At 60.6% G+C, this 15179-nt stretch carries 18 protein-coding genes; 3 read left to right on the top strand and 15 right to left on the bottom strand.

The window, feature by feature from the left end:
- Nucleotides 1-5: 5 nt before the first annotated feature.
- From OCV80_RS05445 to OCV80_RS05380, 14 genes are all read right to left on the bottom strand, one after another.
- Nucleotides 6-560: a hypothetical protein gene (locus tag OCV80_RS05445; RefSeq protein ID WP_267288262.1), complete on the bottom strand. Its 555-nt coding sequence runs from the start codon at nt 558-560 to the stop codon at nt 6-8.
- 1 nt (nt 561) lies between these two features.
- On the bottom strand, nt 562-873 hold the full coding sequence (locus tag OCV80_RS05440; protein ID WP_021748519.1) for a hypothetical protein: 312 nt from the start codon (nt 871-873) through the stop codon (nt 562-564).
- Nucleotides 870-1259, bottom strand: coding sequence for a hypothetical protein (locus tag OCV80_RS05435; protein WP_021748518.1), 390 nt, complete (start codon nt 1257-1259; stop codon nt 870-872). The genes OCV80_RS05440 and OCV80_RS05435 overlap by 4 nt, the downstream gene beginning before the upstream one ends.
- 12 nt (nt 1260-1271) lie before the next feature.
- A complete protein-coding gene (locus OCV80_RS05430) occupies nt 1272-2339 on the bottom strand; it encodes a phage tail sheath C-terminal domain-containing protein (protein ID WP_119310628.1) in 1068 nt (355 codons plus the stop codon).
- Entirely contained in the window at nt 2336-2830 is a 495-nt protein-coding gene (locus OCV80_RS05425) for a hypothetical protein (protein ID WP_267288261.1), read from the bottom strand. Before OCV80_RS05425 ends, OCV80_RS05430 begins: the two co-directional genes overlap by 4 nt.
- Nucleotides 2818-3147 carry a hypothetical protein gene (locus OCV80_RS05420; protein ID WP_025545867.1) on the bottom strand — a complete coding sequence of 110 codons (330 nt, stop codon included), beginning with the start codon at nt 3145-3147 and terminating at the stop codon, nt 2818-2820. Before OCV80_RS05420 ends, OCV80_RS05425 begins: the two co-directional genes overlap by 13 nt.
- On the bottom strand, nt 3144-3518 hold the full coding sequence (locus OCV80_RS05415; protein WP_158629794.1) for a hypothetical protein: 375 nt from the start codon (nt 3516-3518) through the stop codon (nt 3144-3146). Before OCV80_RS05415 ends, OCV80_RS05420 begins: the two co-directional genes overlap by 4 nt.
- Nucleotides 3515-4546, bottom strand: coding sequence for a phage major capsid protein (locus OCV80_RS05410; protein ID WP_119310626.1), 1032 nt, complete (start codon nt 4544-4546; stop codon nt 3515-3517). Before OCV80_RS05410 ends, OCV80_RS05415 begins: the two co-directional genes overlap by 4 nt.
- Nucleotides 4547-4560: 14 nt before the next feature.
- Nucleotides 4561-4917, bottom strand: a complete 357-nt coding sequence (locus OCV80_RS05405) for a hypothetical protein (RefSeq protein WP_021748512.1) — start codon at nt 4915-4917, stop codon at nt 4561-4563.
- 13 nt (nt 4918-4930) lie between these two features.
- Nucleotides 4931-5812 carry a hypothetical protein gene (locus OCV80_RS05400; protein ID WP_119310625.1) on the bottom strand — a complete coding sequence of 294 codons (882 nt, stop codon included), beginning with the start codon at nt 5810-5812 and terminating at the stop codon, nt 4931-4933.
- Nucleotides 5809-6981 (bottom strand): phage portal protein, encoded by a 1173-nt coding sequence (locus OCV80_RS05395; RefSeq protein WP_267288260.1) that lies wholly within the window; start codon nt 6979-6981, stop codon nt 5809-5811. Before OCV80_RS05395 ends, OCV80_RS05400 begins: the two co-directional genes overlap by 4 nt.
- A gap of 36 nt (nt 6982-7017) precedes the next feature.
- Nucleotides 7018-8253, bottom strand: coding sequence for a PBSX family phage terminase large subunit (locus OCV80_RS05390; RefSeq protein ID WP_136891503.1), 1236 nt, complete (start codon nt 8251-8253; stop codon nt 7018-7020).
- A 4-nt stretch (nt 8254-8257) separates the two neighbouring features.
- Entirely contained in the window at nt 8258-8722 is a 465-nt protein-coding gene (locus OCV80_RS05385; RefSeq protein WP_021748507.1) for a terminase small subunit, read from the bottom strand.
- Nucleotides 8723-8909: 187 nt separating this feature from the next.
- Nucleotides 8910-9485 carry a hypothetical protein gene (locus OCV80_RS05380; protein ID WP_021748506.1) on the bottom strand — a complete coding sequence of 192 codons (576 nt, stop codon included), beginning with the start codon at nt 9483-9485 and terminating at the stop codon, nt 8910-8912.
- A gap of 220 nt (nt 9486-9705) precedes the next feature.
- Between OCV80_RS05380 and OCV80_RS05375 the strand changes: the two genes are divergently transcribed.
- From OCV80_RS05375 to OCV80_RS05365, 3 genes are all read left to right on the top strand, one after another.
- Nucleotides 9706-10788, top strand: coding sequence for a sensor histidine kinase (locus OCV80_RS05375; protein ID WP_021748505.1), 1083 nt, complete (start codon nt 9706-9708; stop codon nt 10786-10788).
- On the top strand, nt 10785-11492 hold the full coding sequence (locus OCV80_RS05370; protein ID WP_021748504.1) for a response regulator: 708 nt from the start codon (nt 10785-10787) through the stop codon (nt 11490-11492). The genes OCV80_RS05375 and OCV80_RS05370 overlap by 4 nt, the downstream gene beginning before the upstream one ends.
- A 248-nt stretch (nt 11493-11740) precedes the next feature.
- A complete protein-coding gene (locus tag OCV80_RS05365) occupies nt 11741-13258 on the top strand; it encodes a carbon starvation CstA family protein (protein WP_119310621.1) in 1518 nt (505 codons plus the stop codon).
- Between the two features lie 247 nt (nt 13259-13505).
- Here OCV80_RS05365 and OCV80_RS05360 read toward each other — a convergent pair whose 3' ends face one another.
- The gene (locus OCV80_RS05360) at nt 13506-14918 is read right to left on the bottom strand and encodes an ATP-binding protein (protein WP_136891502.1); all 1413 of its coding nucleotides are present in this window, start codon (nt 14916-14918) and stop codon (nt 13506-13508) included.
- Between the last annotated feature and the right edge of the window lie 261 nt (nt 14919-15179).

The raw sequence follows: 15179 nt of genomic DNA, 5'->3' as shown, positions 1-15179 counted from the left end.
CCTCCTCAGTCATACAGCGGGAATCCGCCGTCATACCGGCGGGCGTCCCGCTGCACCGTGCGGGACAGCGCCCTGGCGCTCTCCATCATTCCTGCCGCGCCGGAGTCCCGGCGTCCCGGCAGAAAATAGAACGTCTCCTCCGCTTCGCCTCCGCCGGGCATTGTTGCCCCGCCTCCATCAGACAGACCGCCATCCTCCGTCATGGGATTCCGCCTCCCGGCAGAATCGGCGGTCTCTCCGGTGCCAGCCGGTCCGAAGGCGGCCGTATACTGCCATTCTGCACGCTTCCGGGCCAGGACCAGCCGCAGCGTCTCCCCCGCCGAAGTGGGGCCAGTCTGCCTGTCGGCCCCAGCGCCCGCGAAGCTGTTCCCACGAATCTCCCATCCGCCGGTCCCAGACGCCGTCCCGTCCGTCTCCCATGGGGCAGGCGCTGCCGGAGACGTTCTCTCCGTGGCTGGAGAGGCGGCTGCGGCCTTCGGCTCTTCCGCACTTCCGCCGCCCAGCATCAGCCGCCCCAAGGCGGTCCGCTGCCGCAGCAGCATCTCCCGGATGTATTCCATCTCAGCCCTCCTTCAACGCCTGGAACCGCCCCTGATCAAAGTCCCGGTTCACCGCCGCCGGAGCGGGGGAGGGTTCCTCCCCCGCCAGACGGCGCAGCAGTGTTTCCATCTCCCCGGCGGTCAGCCGGGTCAGGACCGCCGCGCCGTCGGGGAACACCGGCTTCCCCTGGCGCAGGCAGCTCTCTGCCAGCACCTGGGCGTTGCACAGCAGGGCGCGTTCCAGGGGCTCCTCTGCCAGCTCCCGGGTCCCCCGCCAGATCTCCAGCAGCCGCCAGGCCGTGGGCGGCCGCAGCTCGTCCAGTTCCTCCATCATGCCGTGGTCTCGATCCGCTTGGAGGCCACCACGGTCACCTTCTCTGCCACCATGGCATTCAGCTGGCCCTCTTCCTGAATGGCGCTCCACTGGCAGCTGCTGTAAATGACCTTCCGGTCCGGCTTGCAGATCACCAGGGAGAAATCCCGCAGGTCATAGAAATTGATGCCGTCCGTCACCGCGTCCTCAGTGGCGTACAGCCGTGTCAGCTCCAGGGTGTACTTCCGCTGACCCTCGATGGTGGCCACCGGCTCGCTCTCGCCGAACGCCTCTACGCTCTGGCTGGATTTGCTGGCCCGGGCGGTGTAGCCCTGCACCACCGCGATCTTTCTCCCATCCAGCTCCAGATAGATGTCCGCGCTGGTGGGAAATCCCGTTGCTTCCATACCGTCTCCTCCTTACACCGTGATGTGGACCGTCAGATAGATCTGGTTCAGCCCATGGGCCACCGCGAAGCTGAACTCCACCAGACACACGGTGGGGTCATCCTCCGAGGCCGTCACCGTCACCTCGCCATAGCTGTCGATGATCTCCTCGGCCACCTTCTTCTCCAGCTCCACAATCACCTGAGAGCGGATGGCGCTGCGGCTTTGGGCCGTGTTTTTGGCCCGGGCGAACTTGCTGCGCAGGGCCTGCCGTACTGCCGGGATCACATCGTCCACGATCAGGATGGTGGTCAGCTCCCGCCAAGTGGTGTCCGCTGCACCGCCGGTTGTGGTCCGGGTGGTGATCCCCCGCACCGGGGATACTGTGCCCGCCGTGCTCTCCAGGGGCGTCACGCCGCCCCGCACCAGCAGGTCGATGTCATTGTCGGTGTATGCGGTGCCCAGGCCCCCCAGCCCCCGGATCTCCGCCCCGTTGAGCGGCACTCCCGGGTCCCGTCCGGAGGCGATGACCCCTGCCAGGGCCGCTGCGGCGAACACGCCGGGCAGCGTCTTCCCGCCGCTGTCCAGGGCATCGGGCCCCACCAGCACCATTCGCTCGCTGTTTAGCGCCGCCGCGTGGGTCACCAGCTCCGCTGCCGACTCACCGTCGCCGCCCACCACGGCGATCCGCTCCATCCGGGCGGCAGAGGCATCCTCCACCGCAGTCCGCAGCGCCTGCTGCACCGTCTCCTCGGCGCTGTCGCACACCAGAATCCGGGCCTCCTCCCCGCCCAGGGCCGCGAAGGCGTCCTGGTAGTCCTTCACCGCGCCGGCCTCCGCCACCCGGACCGCCGCCACAGTGGAGGCACCATTGGCAAACAGCAGCCGCAGGATGGTGCTCATCCCCGGCGTATCCGCTGCGTCCTCGCCGAAGGCCGCCACGCCCGCGGCATAGCCCGTCAGGGTCACCACCTCTCCGGCGGTGCCCTTCACCGCCTTGGCCGCCACGCCAATGACCTTGGCGGCCCGCCCGGCGGATACCACCGTTGACGCGTCATAGCTGGAGTACACCCCCGGCCGCTCATGCATTGTCTCGCTCAAGTGGTCACTGCTCCCTTCAATCGAAAGTCCAAAAATACCGTGTCGCCCTCTTCCGCCCGGGCCAGGAAATACGCCCGGCACCGGAGCCTTCCCCGCCGCAGGAACAGCCCTGTCTCCCGCTCCCAAGTCAGGGCTTCCCAGTTCAGCTCACCGGGGCGGATGCCGGCGGGCAGCCTTCCCAGCAGCACCTCCGCCGCCGTCTCACAGCCCTGTTCACAGTCCGCAGCCCGCTGTCCCCGGATCTCTATGGAGATCACCGCCTCCAGCTGCTTTCCATACAGCTCCCGCGGTGCGCCGGCCTCGGTATCGAAGACCTCGCCCAGATAATTGCAGAATCCCACGGTCCGGCTCTCTGCGGTCTCCACAGCCACCGCTGCCACCGGGCAGCCATACCGCCTGGCCCGCTGGTCCGGATAGGCGTCCAGCGCCGCCATCCCCTCCGCCGCCAGGGCGGAGACCACTGCATCCCGGATCTGACTCAGCTCCCGCATTCCGCCGCCTCCCGCTCCTGTTCCAGCGCCGCCCAGTAGTGGGACAGCGCGTTACCAATGTAGTAGGGCCTGCAGCTGCGCACCCGGAAGCGCGTGGCCTCCCAGGCCAGAGCTTCCCCCTCCTCCAGGGCCGTCTGCCCCAGATACAGCCACAGCCGCCCATCCACCCAGCCGATGGAGGTAACGTCACTTCGGGCCCGTTCATCCCGCTCCGTCATCGGCTGTAAAAACGCCCGCACGGTCCGCTCTCCGTCCGCCGTGTCCACGGTGACATCCTGTCCATATCGCTCCAGGACCTGCCGCACCCAGTCTGTCATCCTCTCACTCCCCGAAAGCAAAAATCGTCCGGCACCGCAAAGGGTGCCATCAGCCGTTCCGCCGTGCGCCGCAGGCTCTCCGCCAAAGCGCAGCTCTCCGCCGCGCCGCGGATCCGCACGGACACGCTGCCCGCTGTGAAGCCGGACACGCCTTCACCGCCCCGCGCCGCCGCCAGGTCCGCGGCGGCGGTGAAGGCCACGGCGCAGGGGAACGCCTTGCCGCAGTCCTCCGCCGTCATTCCCGGCCGCAGCCGCTTCTCCCACTGCTGCTCCGCCGCCTGACAAAGCAGTTCCAGCAGAGCCTCTTCCGCCTCCCCGGCCCCGGAGAGTTCCCGGGCCAGGGTCAGGACCGTCTCCTGTGCCCCGCTCATACCACCAGGACCTTGGATGCCTCCGTGAACAGCTTGGCAAATCCGGAGATGGAGGTGATGGCCGCCCGCTCCAGCTGGCGGTCAATGAGCTTGTCATACTCCACCGTGATCTCGCTGCCGCAGATCTGCTCCAGGGCGTAGTTCCTGTCCAGGCCGATCAGGATCCCCGCCGGCATGGCAGAGGTCCGCAGCAGTTTTGCCCCCAGGGGCGTGGTCAACGTGCCGGTGCCCTGGAAGTTCAGCCCCGTCAGGGGATTCTGGAACTCATCCAGCTTCAGCATGGCCAGCATCACGTCGCTGCCCACCAGCATGGTGTTCATGGTGTAGGGGTCGAACTGGCTCCAGAACTCCAGCAGGGCGTCATAGGTCAGCGTCCCCTTGGTTCCGGTGATAGGCTTCGTGCCGATGGTGTACTGCTGTGCGGCATTCTGATTTCCGTCACCGTTGCGCAGCACCTCGATGGCGTCCTCCAGGTGCATCCGGCCGATGTAGGCGCCGATCTGCCGCAGAGTCACAGAAAACAGGTCCAGCCGCTGGAACCGGATAGCCTCATAGGAGGCTACCAGCATCCGCCCCCGCTTGTAGAGGTGCACCAGGTTCTCCTGGGTGCGGACGGTGGTCTCCGGGATCCGGGCGCCCTCCTCCACCCGGCGGAGCTTTTTGTCCTCCTCGCTGGGCACGGAGGCGATGGACCGGTAGTCCATGCCGTCGAACTTGGTCACCGTGGCGGTGATGGCCGGCAGGATGCTCTCTTCCTCCATCCCCTGCCGCACCACCCGGGAGACGAACTCCGGGAACAGCACGGCGGAGTCGGAGGTGTGGAAGAACTTCTCTACCATGTCGCTGCCCGCGCCCTTTACATGGATGTCAAAGCGCTTCAGCTGCCGCTGAAAGGCGTCCAGCCCCTCCAGAGGCGTACCCCGGTAGTGTTCGCTGGGGTCCAGCTCCTCCAGGGCCTGGGAAAAGCTTCGGCTGCTGCGGCCGTACATTCCCTTTTCCAGCTTGATGTTCTCAAAATGATATGCCATCGTCTCTCTCCTCCTCACAGTACAAAGGTCACGGTCTTGGCGGTGGTGTCCACATCCACCACCAGATAGGTGCTGCCGTCCGCGTCCGCCTGGACGCCGCCCTCGCCGTCGGCGCTGAGGCCGCTCCAGCCCAGGGCCGGTGCCGCTCCTTCTGCCGGTACGGTGTACCCGGCGGTGACCATGCCGCCCAGGGCCACGGCGCAGGCGTCGCCGCCCCGGCCGACAGAAAGCACCATGCCGCAGAAATCGTCGCCCGCCGCGCAGGCGGCCACCGTGCCGTTGGCACTGACCTTCACCAGCTCCCCCTCCGCCAGATCATCACAGGCGAAGGTGGCGGCCCACTGGCCGATCCCCTCATAAGAAAGCTTCATGCTTCATCCTCCCTTAGATCAGAAATTCTGTCTCGTCCTCTGTTTTTGCCGCTCCCCGGCTCCGCAGCTGCGGCACAGGCGGGAACCGGCGGGCTGCCTGGGCCCCGTAGACCCGCTTCAGCTCCAGCAACTCCGGCTCCTCCAGATGCTCCGCCGCCTTGGCCAGGGCGCCGCCGTCCATGCTGTCGTCCGCCAGCATGGCAAGCCGCGTCACCTCCCGCCGCAGCTCCCGCAGGTATTTCCGCCCCAGCTCCGCCTGGGCCCTCAGCTGTGCCATCCCCTGGTTCTCGTGGCCGTACCGCTTCAGGACCCCCGCCTTCCGCTGGGCTGGCACCGCCACGAAGGACCACTCGTATGCGTCGGTGGGATCCCGCAGCTCCAGGTAGCACAGCTGCTCCCCGTACCGCTGCCCTGGCGTGTGCTGGCAGGTGCCGCCCTCTGCGCCGCAGATGGAGCACACCCGCCGGGCCACGCTGCACCCTACGCTGACCTCCCGCTTGATGCCTCCCTCGATCTCCGCGATCAGATCCGCGTTTTTCTCCGTCCGCAGCAGATAAGCCCAGGCCTTCAGCCAGCAGTAGCCGTCCCCTACCGCGGTCACCTGGGCGCCCTCCCGCACCATCTCCGTCCGGTAGATGCGGGCGGTCTGCCCCTCCGCCGTCCACTGGTGGTCAAAGATGCCGCTCTTCCCCACGAACAGGTCGCCCAGTGTGTTGAGCGCCGCCGTATCGAACCGCTCCCAGTCCCGGTCCACCTCGTTGTCGCACAGCCGCAGGGAAAAGGTGTACACCTCCTCTGCCCGCAGGGGTGACTTGGCAAAGCGGTTGATCGCCGCCAGCTCTGCCTCCGCCGGCACGCCTCCCGTTGCCTCCAGATTTTTTTCGAGTTCTTTCATACCTCTCTCCTTGTATGGAACGCGGCCGCCTCCGCCGCGTCGTTCTCAAGCCGCAGCTTCCGCGCCTGCTCCAGATAGAGGGCCGCACGGGCGTCCTCCACCTCGTCCTGGAGGTTGATGTCCTCCCACAGGACTTCAAAGCCGCAAGTATACCCGTGCATCCGCAGCCACAGCCGGCAGATCCGCTCCACCACCGGCGTAATGGTCCGCCGGATGGCCGTGATCTCCGTGGTGAGCATGTCCGCCTGCTGGGAGCTCATCCGCTCCGTGGAGCTCCAGCTCAGTCCCAGCATAAAGGGCGGGATCCCCGTCTTGGCCACCACCTGTTCCAAAATCTGCCGCACCGGCACCTCGCTGTCCAGGACGGGCGCGTCAGCGCCGATGACCTGGATATCCACATCTCCCACAGCCACAAAGTCCCGCACGCTGCCGCTCCTGGTATCCTGCATGGCCCGGGACCACTCTCCTGCCAGCATCCGGCTCCGCTCCTCCGCTTGGCCGTTTCCGCCGTCCCGGCAGGTGACGGCGAAGCGCAGGCTGCCGCATCGCTCCCAGTTAATCCCGATGGTGTGGTAGATCTTCATCAGGATATCCGTCAAAAACGGGAGCCCCCGCAGAAGGGACACGCCATAGGGGCTGTCCGCCTCAGGATTCAGAGGCGTGAACAGCAGCAAGTCCTGACAGGGCAGCGGCCCCATCCGCCCCTGCTCGTCGGGGCCGCAGATTGTAAATGCCAGGGGATGGTCTCCCTCCCGAATCTCAATATCCTCCACCCGGCCCCACAGCACGGCCGCAATCTCCCGGTTTCCTGCTGCGGGCACGATCTCCCCGATGGCTCGCCCGCAGGTCAGCAGAGCGTCCAGGTAGCCCTCCAGAAAGGCATCGACCCCATACTGCCCCCGTCCAGCCGGGACCGTGCGGAGGAATTCCCCCAGCCCCCGCTCTGCCGCCGGGTCGGAACAGGCCGCCGTCACACCGCCCACCATCCGGATCAGCTTGTAGATGGCGGCGTCCACCACCGGCACCGCCTCCCGTACTGCCCGGTACAGCCGGATCTCCCCACTGCGCATGGGCACATACTGCCCCAGCAGTCCAAATGGGTGGTATCCCGTCTCCCGCAGCTGGACCGACGCTCCCGCCGGCGCCGTCTGTTTCCGAAACCACTTCAACTTCCAAACCTCCCGTCCATTCCTTACCGCGGTCCCTCAGGCCCGTCTCTCCACCCAGGTGGCCGCAAAGCCATTCTGCTCTTCCGCCGCCAGATCCATAGCGAAGTACCGCAGATCGTCCATGGCGTGGTCCTGCTCCTTTTTCGGAGCGTCCCGCCGCCCCTTGTCGTCCCAGCAGTACGTTTCCATCTCCCGCAGGCAGTCGGCGCAAGCGCCGCAGATCATGATCCGCCGCCGCTTCAGCAGGTCCGCCGTCACCCGGATGCCGTCGGCCACATCGTTGTCCGCCCGGACCACCCGGAATCCCTCCCGCCGCAGCGCCTCGATGAAACTTGCCGCCGACGGGTCCACGATCACCCTTGTGATCTCCCTGCCCTCCGCCAGCTCCCGCAGGTCCCGGACATACTCTGCGTCGGTCTTCTGCCGTCCCTCCCGGCGGGAGTCGTAGTAGAACTCTCCCACCCGGTACCAGATCTCTCCCTGCCGGCCCCACAGGCCGAAGGAGGCCGGGTTGGCGGTGCCGTAATCCACAGAAATCCGCCACTCCTGAAAATCTCCCTCCGGCACAGGCACGCTGTCCCGGTCCCGGTCGAAGAAGTCGTACACCCGCCCCTGGGCGGCTGTCCACTCCCCCAGCACGAATCGCCGGTAAAAAACGCCGGAGTAGGCGCTGCGATAGCGGGCCCGGATCCGGGGCGACAGGGCGGGGTTGTCCTCCATGGTGAAATGAAGGTACAGGGCCCGCCGTTCCCGCGCCCTCAAAATCCACTCTCGGTAAAACCAGTGCTGAGGGTTCTCCGGATTGCAGTTGAACCACAGGCGGCTCCCCGCCACGCTGCACCGGGCGACGGCCTGCTCCACAAAGCTCCGGGGCATCAGGGCCGCCTCGTCCAGCAGCACCCCCGCCAGGGTGCTGCCCTGGATCAGCGCCGCGCTGGACTCGTCCCGCCCGCCAAAGAGCAGGAAATGGTTTTCATGGCCCCCCAGCCGCACGGTCAGCAGGTTCTCCGACCGCCGCTCCCAGCAGTCGAAGCCCAGCCGCCGCAGATAGGGCACCAGCTCCGCCAGCAGGTTCCGCCGCAGGGAGGTGATGGTCTTTCCGCACAGTCCCAGCTGCCGTCCGTTGAACCTGGCCATGGCCCAGAGGAAGAAGGAGAGCCCCATGGAGAAGGTCTTGCCGCTGCGGACGGCCCCGTCGCAGATGATGGCCTCCCAATCTCCCGGGCGGCACCACCAGGTCAGCACCCTTCGCTGCTTTTGGGAAAACCGCATGATCTCAGCCGTCGTCCCACCCTCCTTCCTCCCCGGCAGCTTCCGTCAGCACCCGGTACAGCTCTCCGGCCCCCTCCGCCTTTTCCTCGCTCAGGAGTCCGTACAGAGCCTCCAGAGCCCGGATGCGGTCAATAAGCTTCACTTCCACGCCGCCCTTGTCCGTCACCTTCAGCTCCGCCACGGCAGACAGATCCAGCGTCTCCAAATCCGCCTCTTCGCTGTGCAGGGCCAGCCGCGCCGCATCATTCACCCGGCCGAAAGCCAGCTGGGCCAGACGCCGTACCACATCCTCCCGGTGCACCTGCCCAGCCGCTGCCTCCCGCATCCGCTCCAGCCGCCTGCGCACCATCTTCGTCTCCAGCACGGCGTATCCATCGGCGCAGCCAGCCATTGCCGCTGCCTGGTCCGGGTCCATGCACTGGAGATACTTCCGGCAGAATGCTTCGGCCTGCCCCTTCAATTTCTCCAAGGACGCGTACCTCCTTTCTCAGTCGTTCGATAATAACCGCCTTCCGGCCAAAAGTTGCACGCCGCCGGGCATCTCTTTTGACTTAATAATAAAAAAACGCTGTACCGCGGGCAGGAGATCCCCGCGGTACAGCGTGTTGCGCTCCAGATTCAATTGTATGGCTGGGTGAGCCGCCGGTTGGAGCCGGTCAGGCTGCCTCGCCGTCTCTGCCCTGCCGCAGCAGCTCCGCCGCCGCTTCGGCTCCCTGGACGCCATAGAAAATCATCCCCAGGGCCCGGTCCGTCTCGTCATGGCTCTGGACGTCGACCTTGGGATGGCAGGCCCGCCAGCGGAGCAGCTTCTTGGCCTCCTCAAACAGGCATCTGCCCAGAACCAAGCTCTTTCCCTTTGTGGTTCCACCCACTACCTGAAGATCGTCGATGTCAGACAGTTCCATGTAGAAAAACGTTTTGTCCCGGGTCATCAGAATGGCCCGCTGGTTGGTGATCCAATACTGCTCCCCCATGAGGTTCCGGCGCTCCGCCACGGGCGAGATCAGAATCACCGCAGCCACCAGCAGCACCAGGCCGATAAATCCCATACTGGGCGCCTCGGTCCTGGAAAGATACACGGCCAGCAGCCCGCCGCCCAGTGCCACCGTCAGTCCCCACTTCAGCAGGATCTGCTTTTTTGCCTCTGCCTCCAGAAGCGAAAACGGGGCGGGACGGCCCTGCCAGCGGACCTGCTCTCCCGGCCGCAGATATGTTTTGAGTCTTTCCTCCATACTGATACACACTCCTTTTGTTTTTCGGCAGCTCCCTGCCATCCATTATTATACGCATTCCGTTGTTCAACCGCTGACAAGGTCCATTTGGGGCTTGTTAAACGTATGCAAAAATCCACAGGTTTCCCGCCTATGTTCTTTAACGTTTTTTAGTGGAATCTTAACACCTCTTTCTGCTATAATAATGTTTCAAGCCCCACAGATGTAAGGAGGACCTGCTGTGAAGATCACCCGTTCCAGTTTGAAGCGTACCTTTTCCTTCTCCTGGCGCGACCTTCTGGTCTCCGCCGCCATTCTTCTATGCGCCACGGGGGCCTGCGCCCTTCTGCACCAGACGGCGGACACCATCGACGGCTTTGCCTCTCCGGTCTATGTGCTGGCCGTGCTCCTGATCTCCCGCTTCACCAGCGGATATCTCTTCGGGCTGATTGCGGCGGTGCTGGGTGTCATCGGCGTCAACTATGTGTTTACATATCCCTATATGGCGTTTAACTTCACCATTTCCGGCTATCCGCTGACAATGTTCACCTTTCTGGTGGTCTCGCTGGTCACCAGCACCCTGACCACCAAGACCAAGGAGCAGGACCGCCTCCGGATGGAAAACGAAAAGGTGAAGATGCGGGCGGATCTGCTCCGCTCCGTCTCCCACGACATTCGCACCCCTCTGACCTCTATCATGGGTGCCACCTCCGCCATTTTGGAAAATCCCGCCCTCTCCCCGGCCGAACAGCAGTCCCTTCTGGTGGATGTGCGGGATGACGCCCAGTGGCTCATCCGCGTGGTGGAAAATCTGCTCTCCATCACCCGGATCGGCAACGAATCGGCCAAAATCACCAAGGAGCCGGAGGCTGCGGAGGAAGTCCTGGACGAGGCGGTCCGCAAATTCCGAAAACGGTTTCCCGCCGTGTCCGTGGAGGTCCACGTGCCGGATGAGCTGCTCCTGGTCCCCATGGACGCCATCCTCATCATGCAGGTCCTGTCCAATCTGATGGAGAACGCCGTGTTCCACGGCGGAACCACCACGCACATCGCCCTGTCCGCGCAGCGGGATGGCCCCTGGGCCCGCTTTTACGTGCAGGACAACGGCCAGGGCATTCCCCCCCAGAAACTGCACACCCTGTTCAGCGGTGCGCTTCGCTGTGAGGACTCGTCCCCCGGCGACGGAAAGCGGAACATGGGGTTGGGCCTATCGGTCTGCATGGCTATCATCCGTGCCCACGGCGGCACATTGGAAGCAAAAAATCTGGAGTCCGGGGCGGAATTTTCCTTCTGCCTGCCGCTCACTAAGGAGGAAGTATCATGACGATTCGTGAAAAAATTCTGGTAATTGAGGACGAGAAGAGCATCTCGCACTTCATTTCCACGGTCCTCAACAACAACGGCTATGAAGCCATGCAGGCCCAGACCGGCGAGGAGGCGCTTTCCATGATCTCCTCCCACTGTCCCGACCTGGTCATTCTGGACCTCGGCCTGCCGGACATGGATGGTCTGGACATCCTCCGCAGCCTGCGCAGCTGGTCCAGCCTGCCGGTGGTGGTGGTCTCCGCCCGCTCCCATGAGCGGGACAAGGTCGCCGCATTGGATCTGGGGGCGGATGACTACCTCACCAAGCCCTTCGGCACGGACGAACTCCTGGCCCGGGTCCGCACCGCGATCCGCCACACCCGCACCATCTCCGGTAATGACGAAATCGCCCGGAACGGCACCTATACAGTGGGAGAACTGGTCATCGACTACAATAAGCACCAGGTCCGTGTCCGCGGTGAGAATGTCCACCTCACCCTCAGCGAGTTCCGCATCGTGGCCCTGCTGGGCAAATACGCTGGCAAGGTTCTGACGTATGATTTCATCATCAAGGAGCTGTGGGGCCCCCGGGCCAGCGGCGACAACCAGATTCTCCGGGTAAACATGGCCAACATCCGCCGGAAGATCGAAAAAAATCCCGCCGAGCCGGAGTATCTCTTCACAGAGATGGGCGTCGGCTACCGCATGGCGGAGGGCAGCTGATCCGCTCCGCCGTCCGCACAGGCGCATGAAGAGCTCCCAACCGGGCTTCTTCATGCGCTTTTTGTGCATCGCTCCCCAAAAGTAAGCGCATTCTTGATAAGGCTGTCGTTTTCTTAGCGACATCTTAATTTCCGTGAACTATTTTTTAACGCTTATGCGGCCAAAAATCTGCTATGCTTATAGCCAGAAGCCCGCGTGTCCAAATCGAGGACCTGGCCGCGGGTTAAGGAAAAGGAGTGTGTGTTTTTATGGCAACTTTCTTGATCGGCCTCGTGGTCTTGTTCGTAGGCGCAGCCATCTATGGCAAGTTCTGCGAAAAGGTCTTCGGCCCCGATGACCGGGAGACGCCCGCTTATTCCAAGCAGGACGGCGTGGACTACGTTCCCATGCGGGGATGGAAGAACAGCCTCATCAACCTGCTGAATATCGCAGGCACCGGCCCCATCATCGGACCCATTCAGGGCATCCTGTTCGGGCCCATCGCATTCATCACCATCCCCATCGGCAACGTAATCGGCGGCGCTATGCACGACTATTTCTCCGGCATGATCTGCCTCCGCGACGGCGGCACCCAGATGCCGGACATGGTCCGCAGATACTCCAACAAGGGTGTCTTTACCGTCTATAACATCTTCCTGAGCGTGTTGCTGCTGCTGGTCGGCGCGGTGTTCATCTATACCCCCGGCGACATCGCCGCCACCCAGGTCTTCGGCTTCTCCGGCGCGGTGAATGATCCCACCACCTGGATCATCTACGGTGTTATCTTCGTCTACTATCTGATTGCCACCGTGTTCCCCATCGACGCCATCATCGGCCGCATTTATCCCATCTTCGGCGCCATCCTGCTGTTCTCCGCCGTGGGTGTGTTCATCGGCCTGTTCGTCAAGGGCTATCCCCTGCTGAACCTGTGGGATGACTGGCATGGCATCGCGTTCGACGCGTGGGCTGTTGATGCAGCCACCGGTGAGCAGGCGGCCTTCAGCTATGGTCAGTACTTTGACGCCAACCACTTCATCCCCATCTTCTTCATCACCGTGGCCTGCGGCATTCTCTCCGGCTTCCACTCCACGCAGACCGCTATCATCTCCCGCACCATGAAGAGCGAGCGGCAGGGCCGCATGACCTTCTACAATATGATGGTCCTCGAGGGCTTCATCGCCATGATCTGGGCCGCCGCCGCCATGGGTGTGTACAACCTGGGCCTGCAGGAGGTCAATGCCTCTCTGGCTACCGGCACCATCGGCGTGATCTGCAAGGATATCCTGGGGCCTGTGGGCGGCATCATCGCTCTGCTGGGCGTTATTGTTCTGCCCATCACCTCCGGCGATACCGCGCTGCGCTCCCTGCGCCTGTCTGTTTCTGAGTCCCTGCACATCGACCAGAGCTCCAAGGCCAAGCGCCTGGGCCTGTCCGCCATCATCTTTGCGCTGGTGGCTGTGATCCTGGTCTTCGCAAAGAGCAGCCCCAGCGGCTTCAACACCCTATGGCGTTACTTCGCATGGTCCAACCAGACCCTGTCCCTGTTCGCATTCCTTGGCATCTCTGTGTGGATGTTCGAGAACAGCAAGGCCAAGTGGGTGTGGATCCCCCTGATCCCCGCTGCCTGGTACACCTTCGTCACAGTGACCTACATCGCCAACGCGCAGATCGGCTTCCATATTCCCTGGACGCCCGCTTACATTATCGGTGTCTGCGCTGCTGTGGCCTATGTTGGCATCGTTGTCTGGTACGGCAAGAAGCGCGCTGCCCGGCTCCAGAAGCTGTAAGCTGCAGTGTCTTCCAAAATCAAACCCGTCCCGCCAAAAGGCGGGACGGGTTTTTTACTGCCTGAACTCCCGCATATTTTCAGGTCCGTCCAGCACAAATATTCGTGTTCACATCCGGTCCTTAAAAAATTTCTCCCTTTTAAGTTAATTGTTGCTACTGCTTGGGTAGCCAACTTCAATGTAGATTTATTCATCAGAAGACATAATAAGAGGCAGGAACCATAATGGTTCCTGCCCCTCTCACTATTTACCATCTTTTGAACAAACCAACCTTCTTTGGTTTCTCCCCCTTAATACTTAACTCGCTATAGACAAAGCCAAGCATCTCTGTAAGCACATTTTCAAAATCTCGTGTGTTATCTGCATAACCAGATACATAATGTGCAAATTCGTGCATAAGCACGCCGGCAAATGTTTCTTTAGACTTCAAAATACTTCTCTTGATGATTATAGCATTCTCTGCCGGATCCCATATGCCATGAGTTACAAAGCCAAATTCATCCATACGAATAGTCTCGGAAATTTTAATGCTTGGTATCTTTCTCCTGTATTTCTTATTAACGAGTTCAGTAATTGGTGTTACAAGGTCAAAAGTTTCTTTTTCATCACCTGTTAAGTTTTTGTACTCAATAAATCTGTATTTGTATCCCTGCCTATATTCATCGGATACAGTCTTAAATGTATTAACAACATCTGATATTTTCCCGAATACTGCATCAGTTACCATGATGAGTTCTCTTCCGCTGTGCGCTAATATCTCGACTTGATCATTTGTAAGTTGTGCCCGCTCAGATGGTGTCATAAAAACTACATTTCCGGATTTGTTTAGAGTCTTCGCTGCATAGGCTGCAATATCAACCCATCCTGTTTCGTCTTTATTTGCCCCAGTCATTACATTCCCTATGTCGGCAACGAGCGGTCGCATGACTTTGGTAGAAACGCAGTTCTTCAAAATATTTTTTATTGTTTCCGAATAAGCAGTACGCCCCAAATTTGATCTTTCACGGTTTAGAGCTTTCTTCATTTGCGCATTCATGCTTGTAATATTGTAGCTAAATAGGAAATTATCTTCTGAAGCTATTTGGACACCGTTGGCATATATGAAAGACTTACCATCACCTTTATTTGTATATACTTCGCCATAATTTGTTTTTTCCAAAAGTTCCAAATCACTATTAAATACCAAAAACATAGATTTCGCTTTTTGCAGGTCAGCTTGTTTTACACCAGTAAGCACTACATCTGTGCCTACCATTGTAGGATACTTGGGTTCAAAAAAGACTGCGTGCAAAGTTTGTATGTCAAATCCTGCCTTTTCAGCCATAGTAAGAGATATAGTTGAGTATTTGGAATGGATTGTAACTCCGATATGGTTTCTGTAAAATACGCCAAGTGCGTCTTTCAATCCCACGCCAAATTTACCAATCAAGTTAGTTGCAACAAGTTTTTCTTTGTTTTCATTCTGAGTAAAATGTATGTATTGCAACCCGCGTCCGTAGTCTCTAATATGACACACACCATCAGAATAAGAAATCTCGATTTCTTTCGTCCCTGTTAAAGTCATTTCGTCCAAAGCATTGGCAATTATTTCTCGAATTGCATGCTCAACACCCCAATGCTCAAGAACTTTTTCAATGTTCAAGTCAAATAAATTATCCATTTGAACTCCTCCATGCACAATAGCTCTTTGTGAAAGTATATCATATTTAGCGAATTAGTGGCAATGTATCTGCACCTCCCAATCCTTTGATTTGAAATTTATATTTCTTCTGACCACAAAGCCAAATGAAAAGAGGATACCCTGTTTCAAAGGGTATCCTCGTGCAGATGTGACTATTTATTCACGTATTTCAAATTTTATTCACGATTATACATAGCAACACTTATCTTGAAAAGGGACAAAAATTTTGGAACTTTGTTA

This window comes from Oscillibacter acetigenes (assembly GCF_025567605.1).
Lineage (GTDB): Bacteria > Bacillota > Clostridia > Oscillospirales > Oscillospiraceae > Oscillibacter > Oscillibacter welbionis.
Note: the sequence above shows the minus strand (reverse complement) of the source record. Positions and strands in the feature narration are given on the sequence as shown.

Coding starts and splice junctions, on each gene's coding strand:
- OCV80_RS05445 (WP_267288262.1), bottom strand. CDS start 560: ATGGAATACATCCGGGAGATGCTGCTGCGGCAGCGGACCGCCTTGGGG.
- OCV80_RS05440 (WP_021748519.1), bottom strand. CDS start 873: ATGATGGAGGAACTGGACGAGCTGCGGCCGCCCACGGCCTGGCGGCTG.
- OCV80_RS05435 (WP_021748518.1), bottom strand. CDS start 1,259: ATGGAAGCAACGGGATTTCCCACCAGCGCGGACATCTATCTGGAGCTG.
- OCV80_RS05425 (WP_267288261.1), bottom strand. CDS start 2,830: ATGCGGGAGCTGAGTCAGATCCGGGATGCAGTGGTCTCCGCCCTGGCG.
- OCV80_RS05420 (WP_025545867.1), bottom strand. CDS start 3,147: ATGACAGACTGGGTGCGGCAGGTCCTGGAGCGATATGGACAGGATGTC.
- OCV80_RS05415 (WP_158629794.1), bottom strand. CDS start 3,518: ATGAGCGGGGCACAGGAGACGGTCCTGACCCTGGCCCGGGAACTCTCC.
- OCV80_RS05410 (WP_119310626.1), bottom strand. CDS start 4,546: ATGGCATATCATTTTGAGAACATCAAGCTGGAAAAGGGAATGTACGGC.
- OCV80_RS05405 (WP_021748512.1), bottom strand. CDS start 4,917: ATGAAGCTTTCTTATGAGGGGATCGGCCAGTGGGCCGCCACCTTCGCC.
- OCV80_RS05400 (WP_119310625.1), bottom strand. CDS start 5,812: ATGAAAGAACTCGAAAAAAATCTGGAGGCAACGGGAGGCGTGCCGGCG.
- OCV80_RS05390 (WP_136891503.1), bottom strand. CDS start 8,253: ATGCGGTTTTCCCAAAAGCAGCGAAGGGTGCTGACCTGGTGGTGCCGC.
- OCV80_RS05380 (WP_021748506.1), bottom strand. CDS start 9,485: ATGGAGGAAAGACTCAAAACATATCTGCGGCCGGGAGAGCAGGTCCGC.
- OCV80_RS05370 (WP_021748504.1), top strand. CDS start 10,785: ATGACGATTCGTGAAAAAATTCTGGTAATTGAGGACGAGAAGAGCATC.
- OCV80_RS05365 (WP_119310621.1), top strand. CDS start 11,741: ATGGCAACTTTCTTGATCGGCCTCGTGGTCTTGTTCGTAGGCGCAGCC.
- OCV80_RS05360 (WP_136891502.1), bottom strand. CDS start 14,918: ATGGATAATTTATTTGACTTGAACATTGAAAAAGTTCTTGAGCATTGG.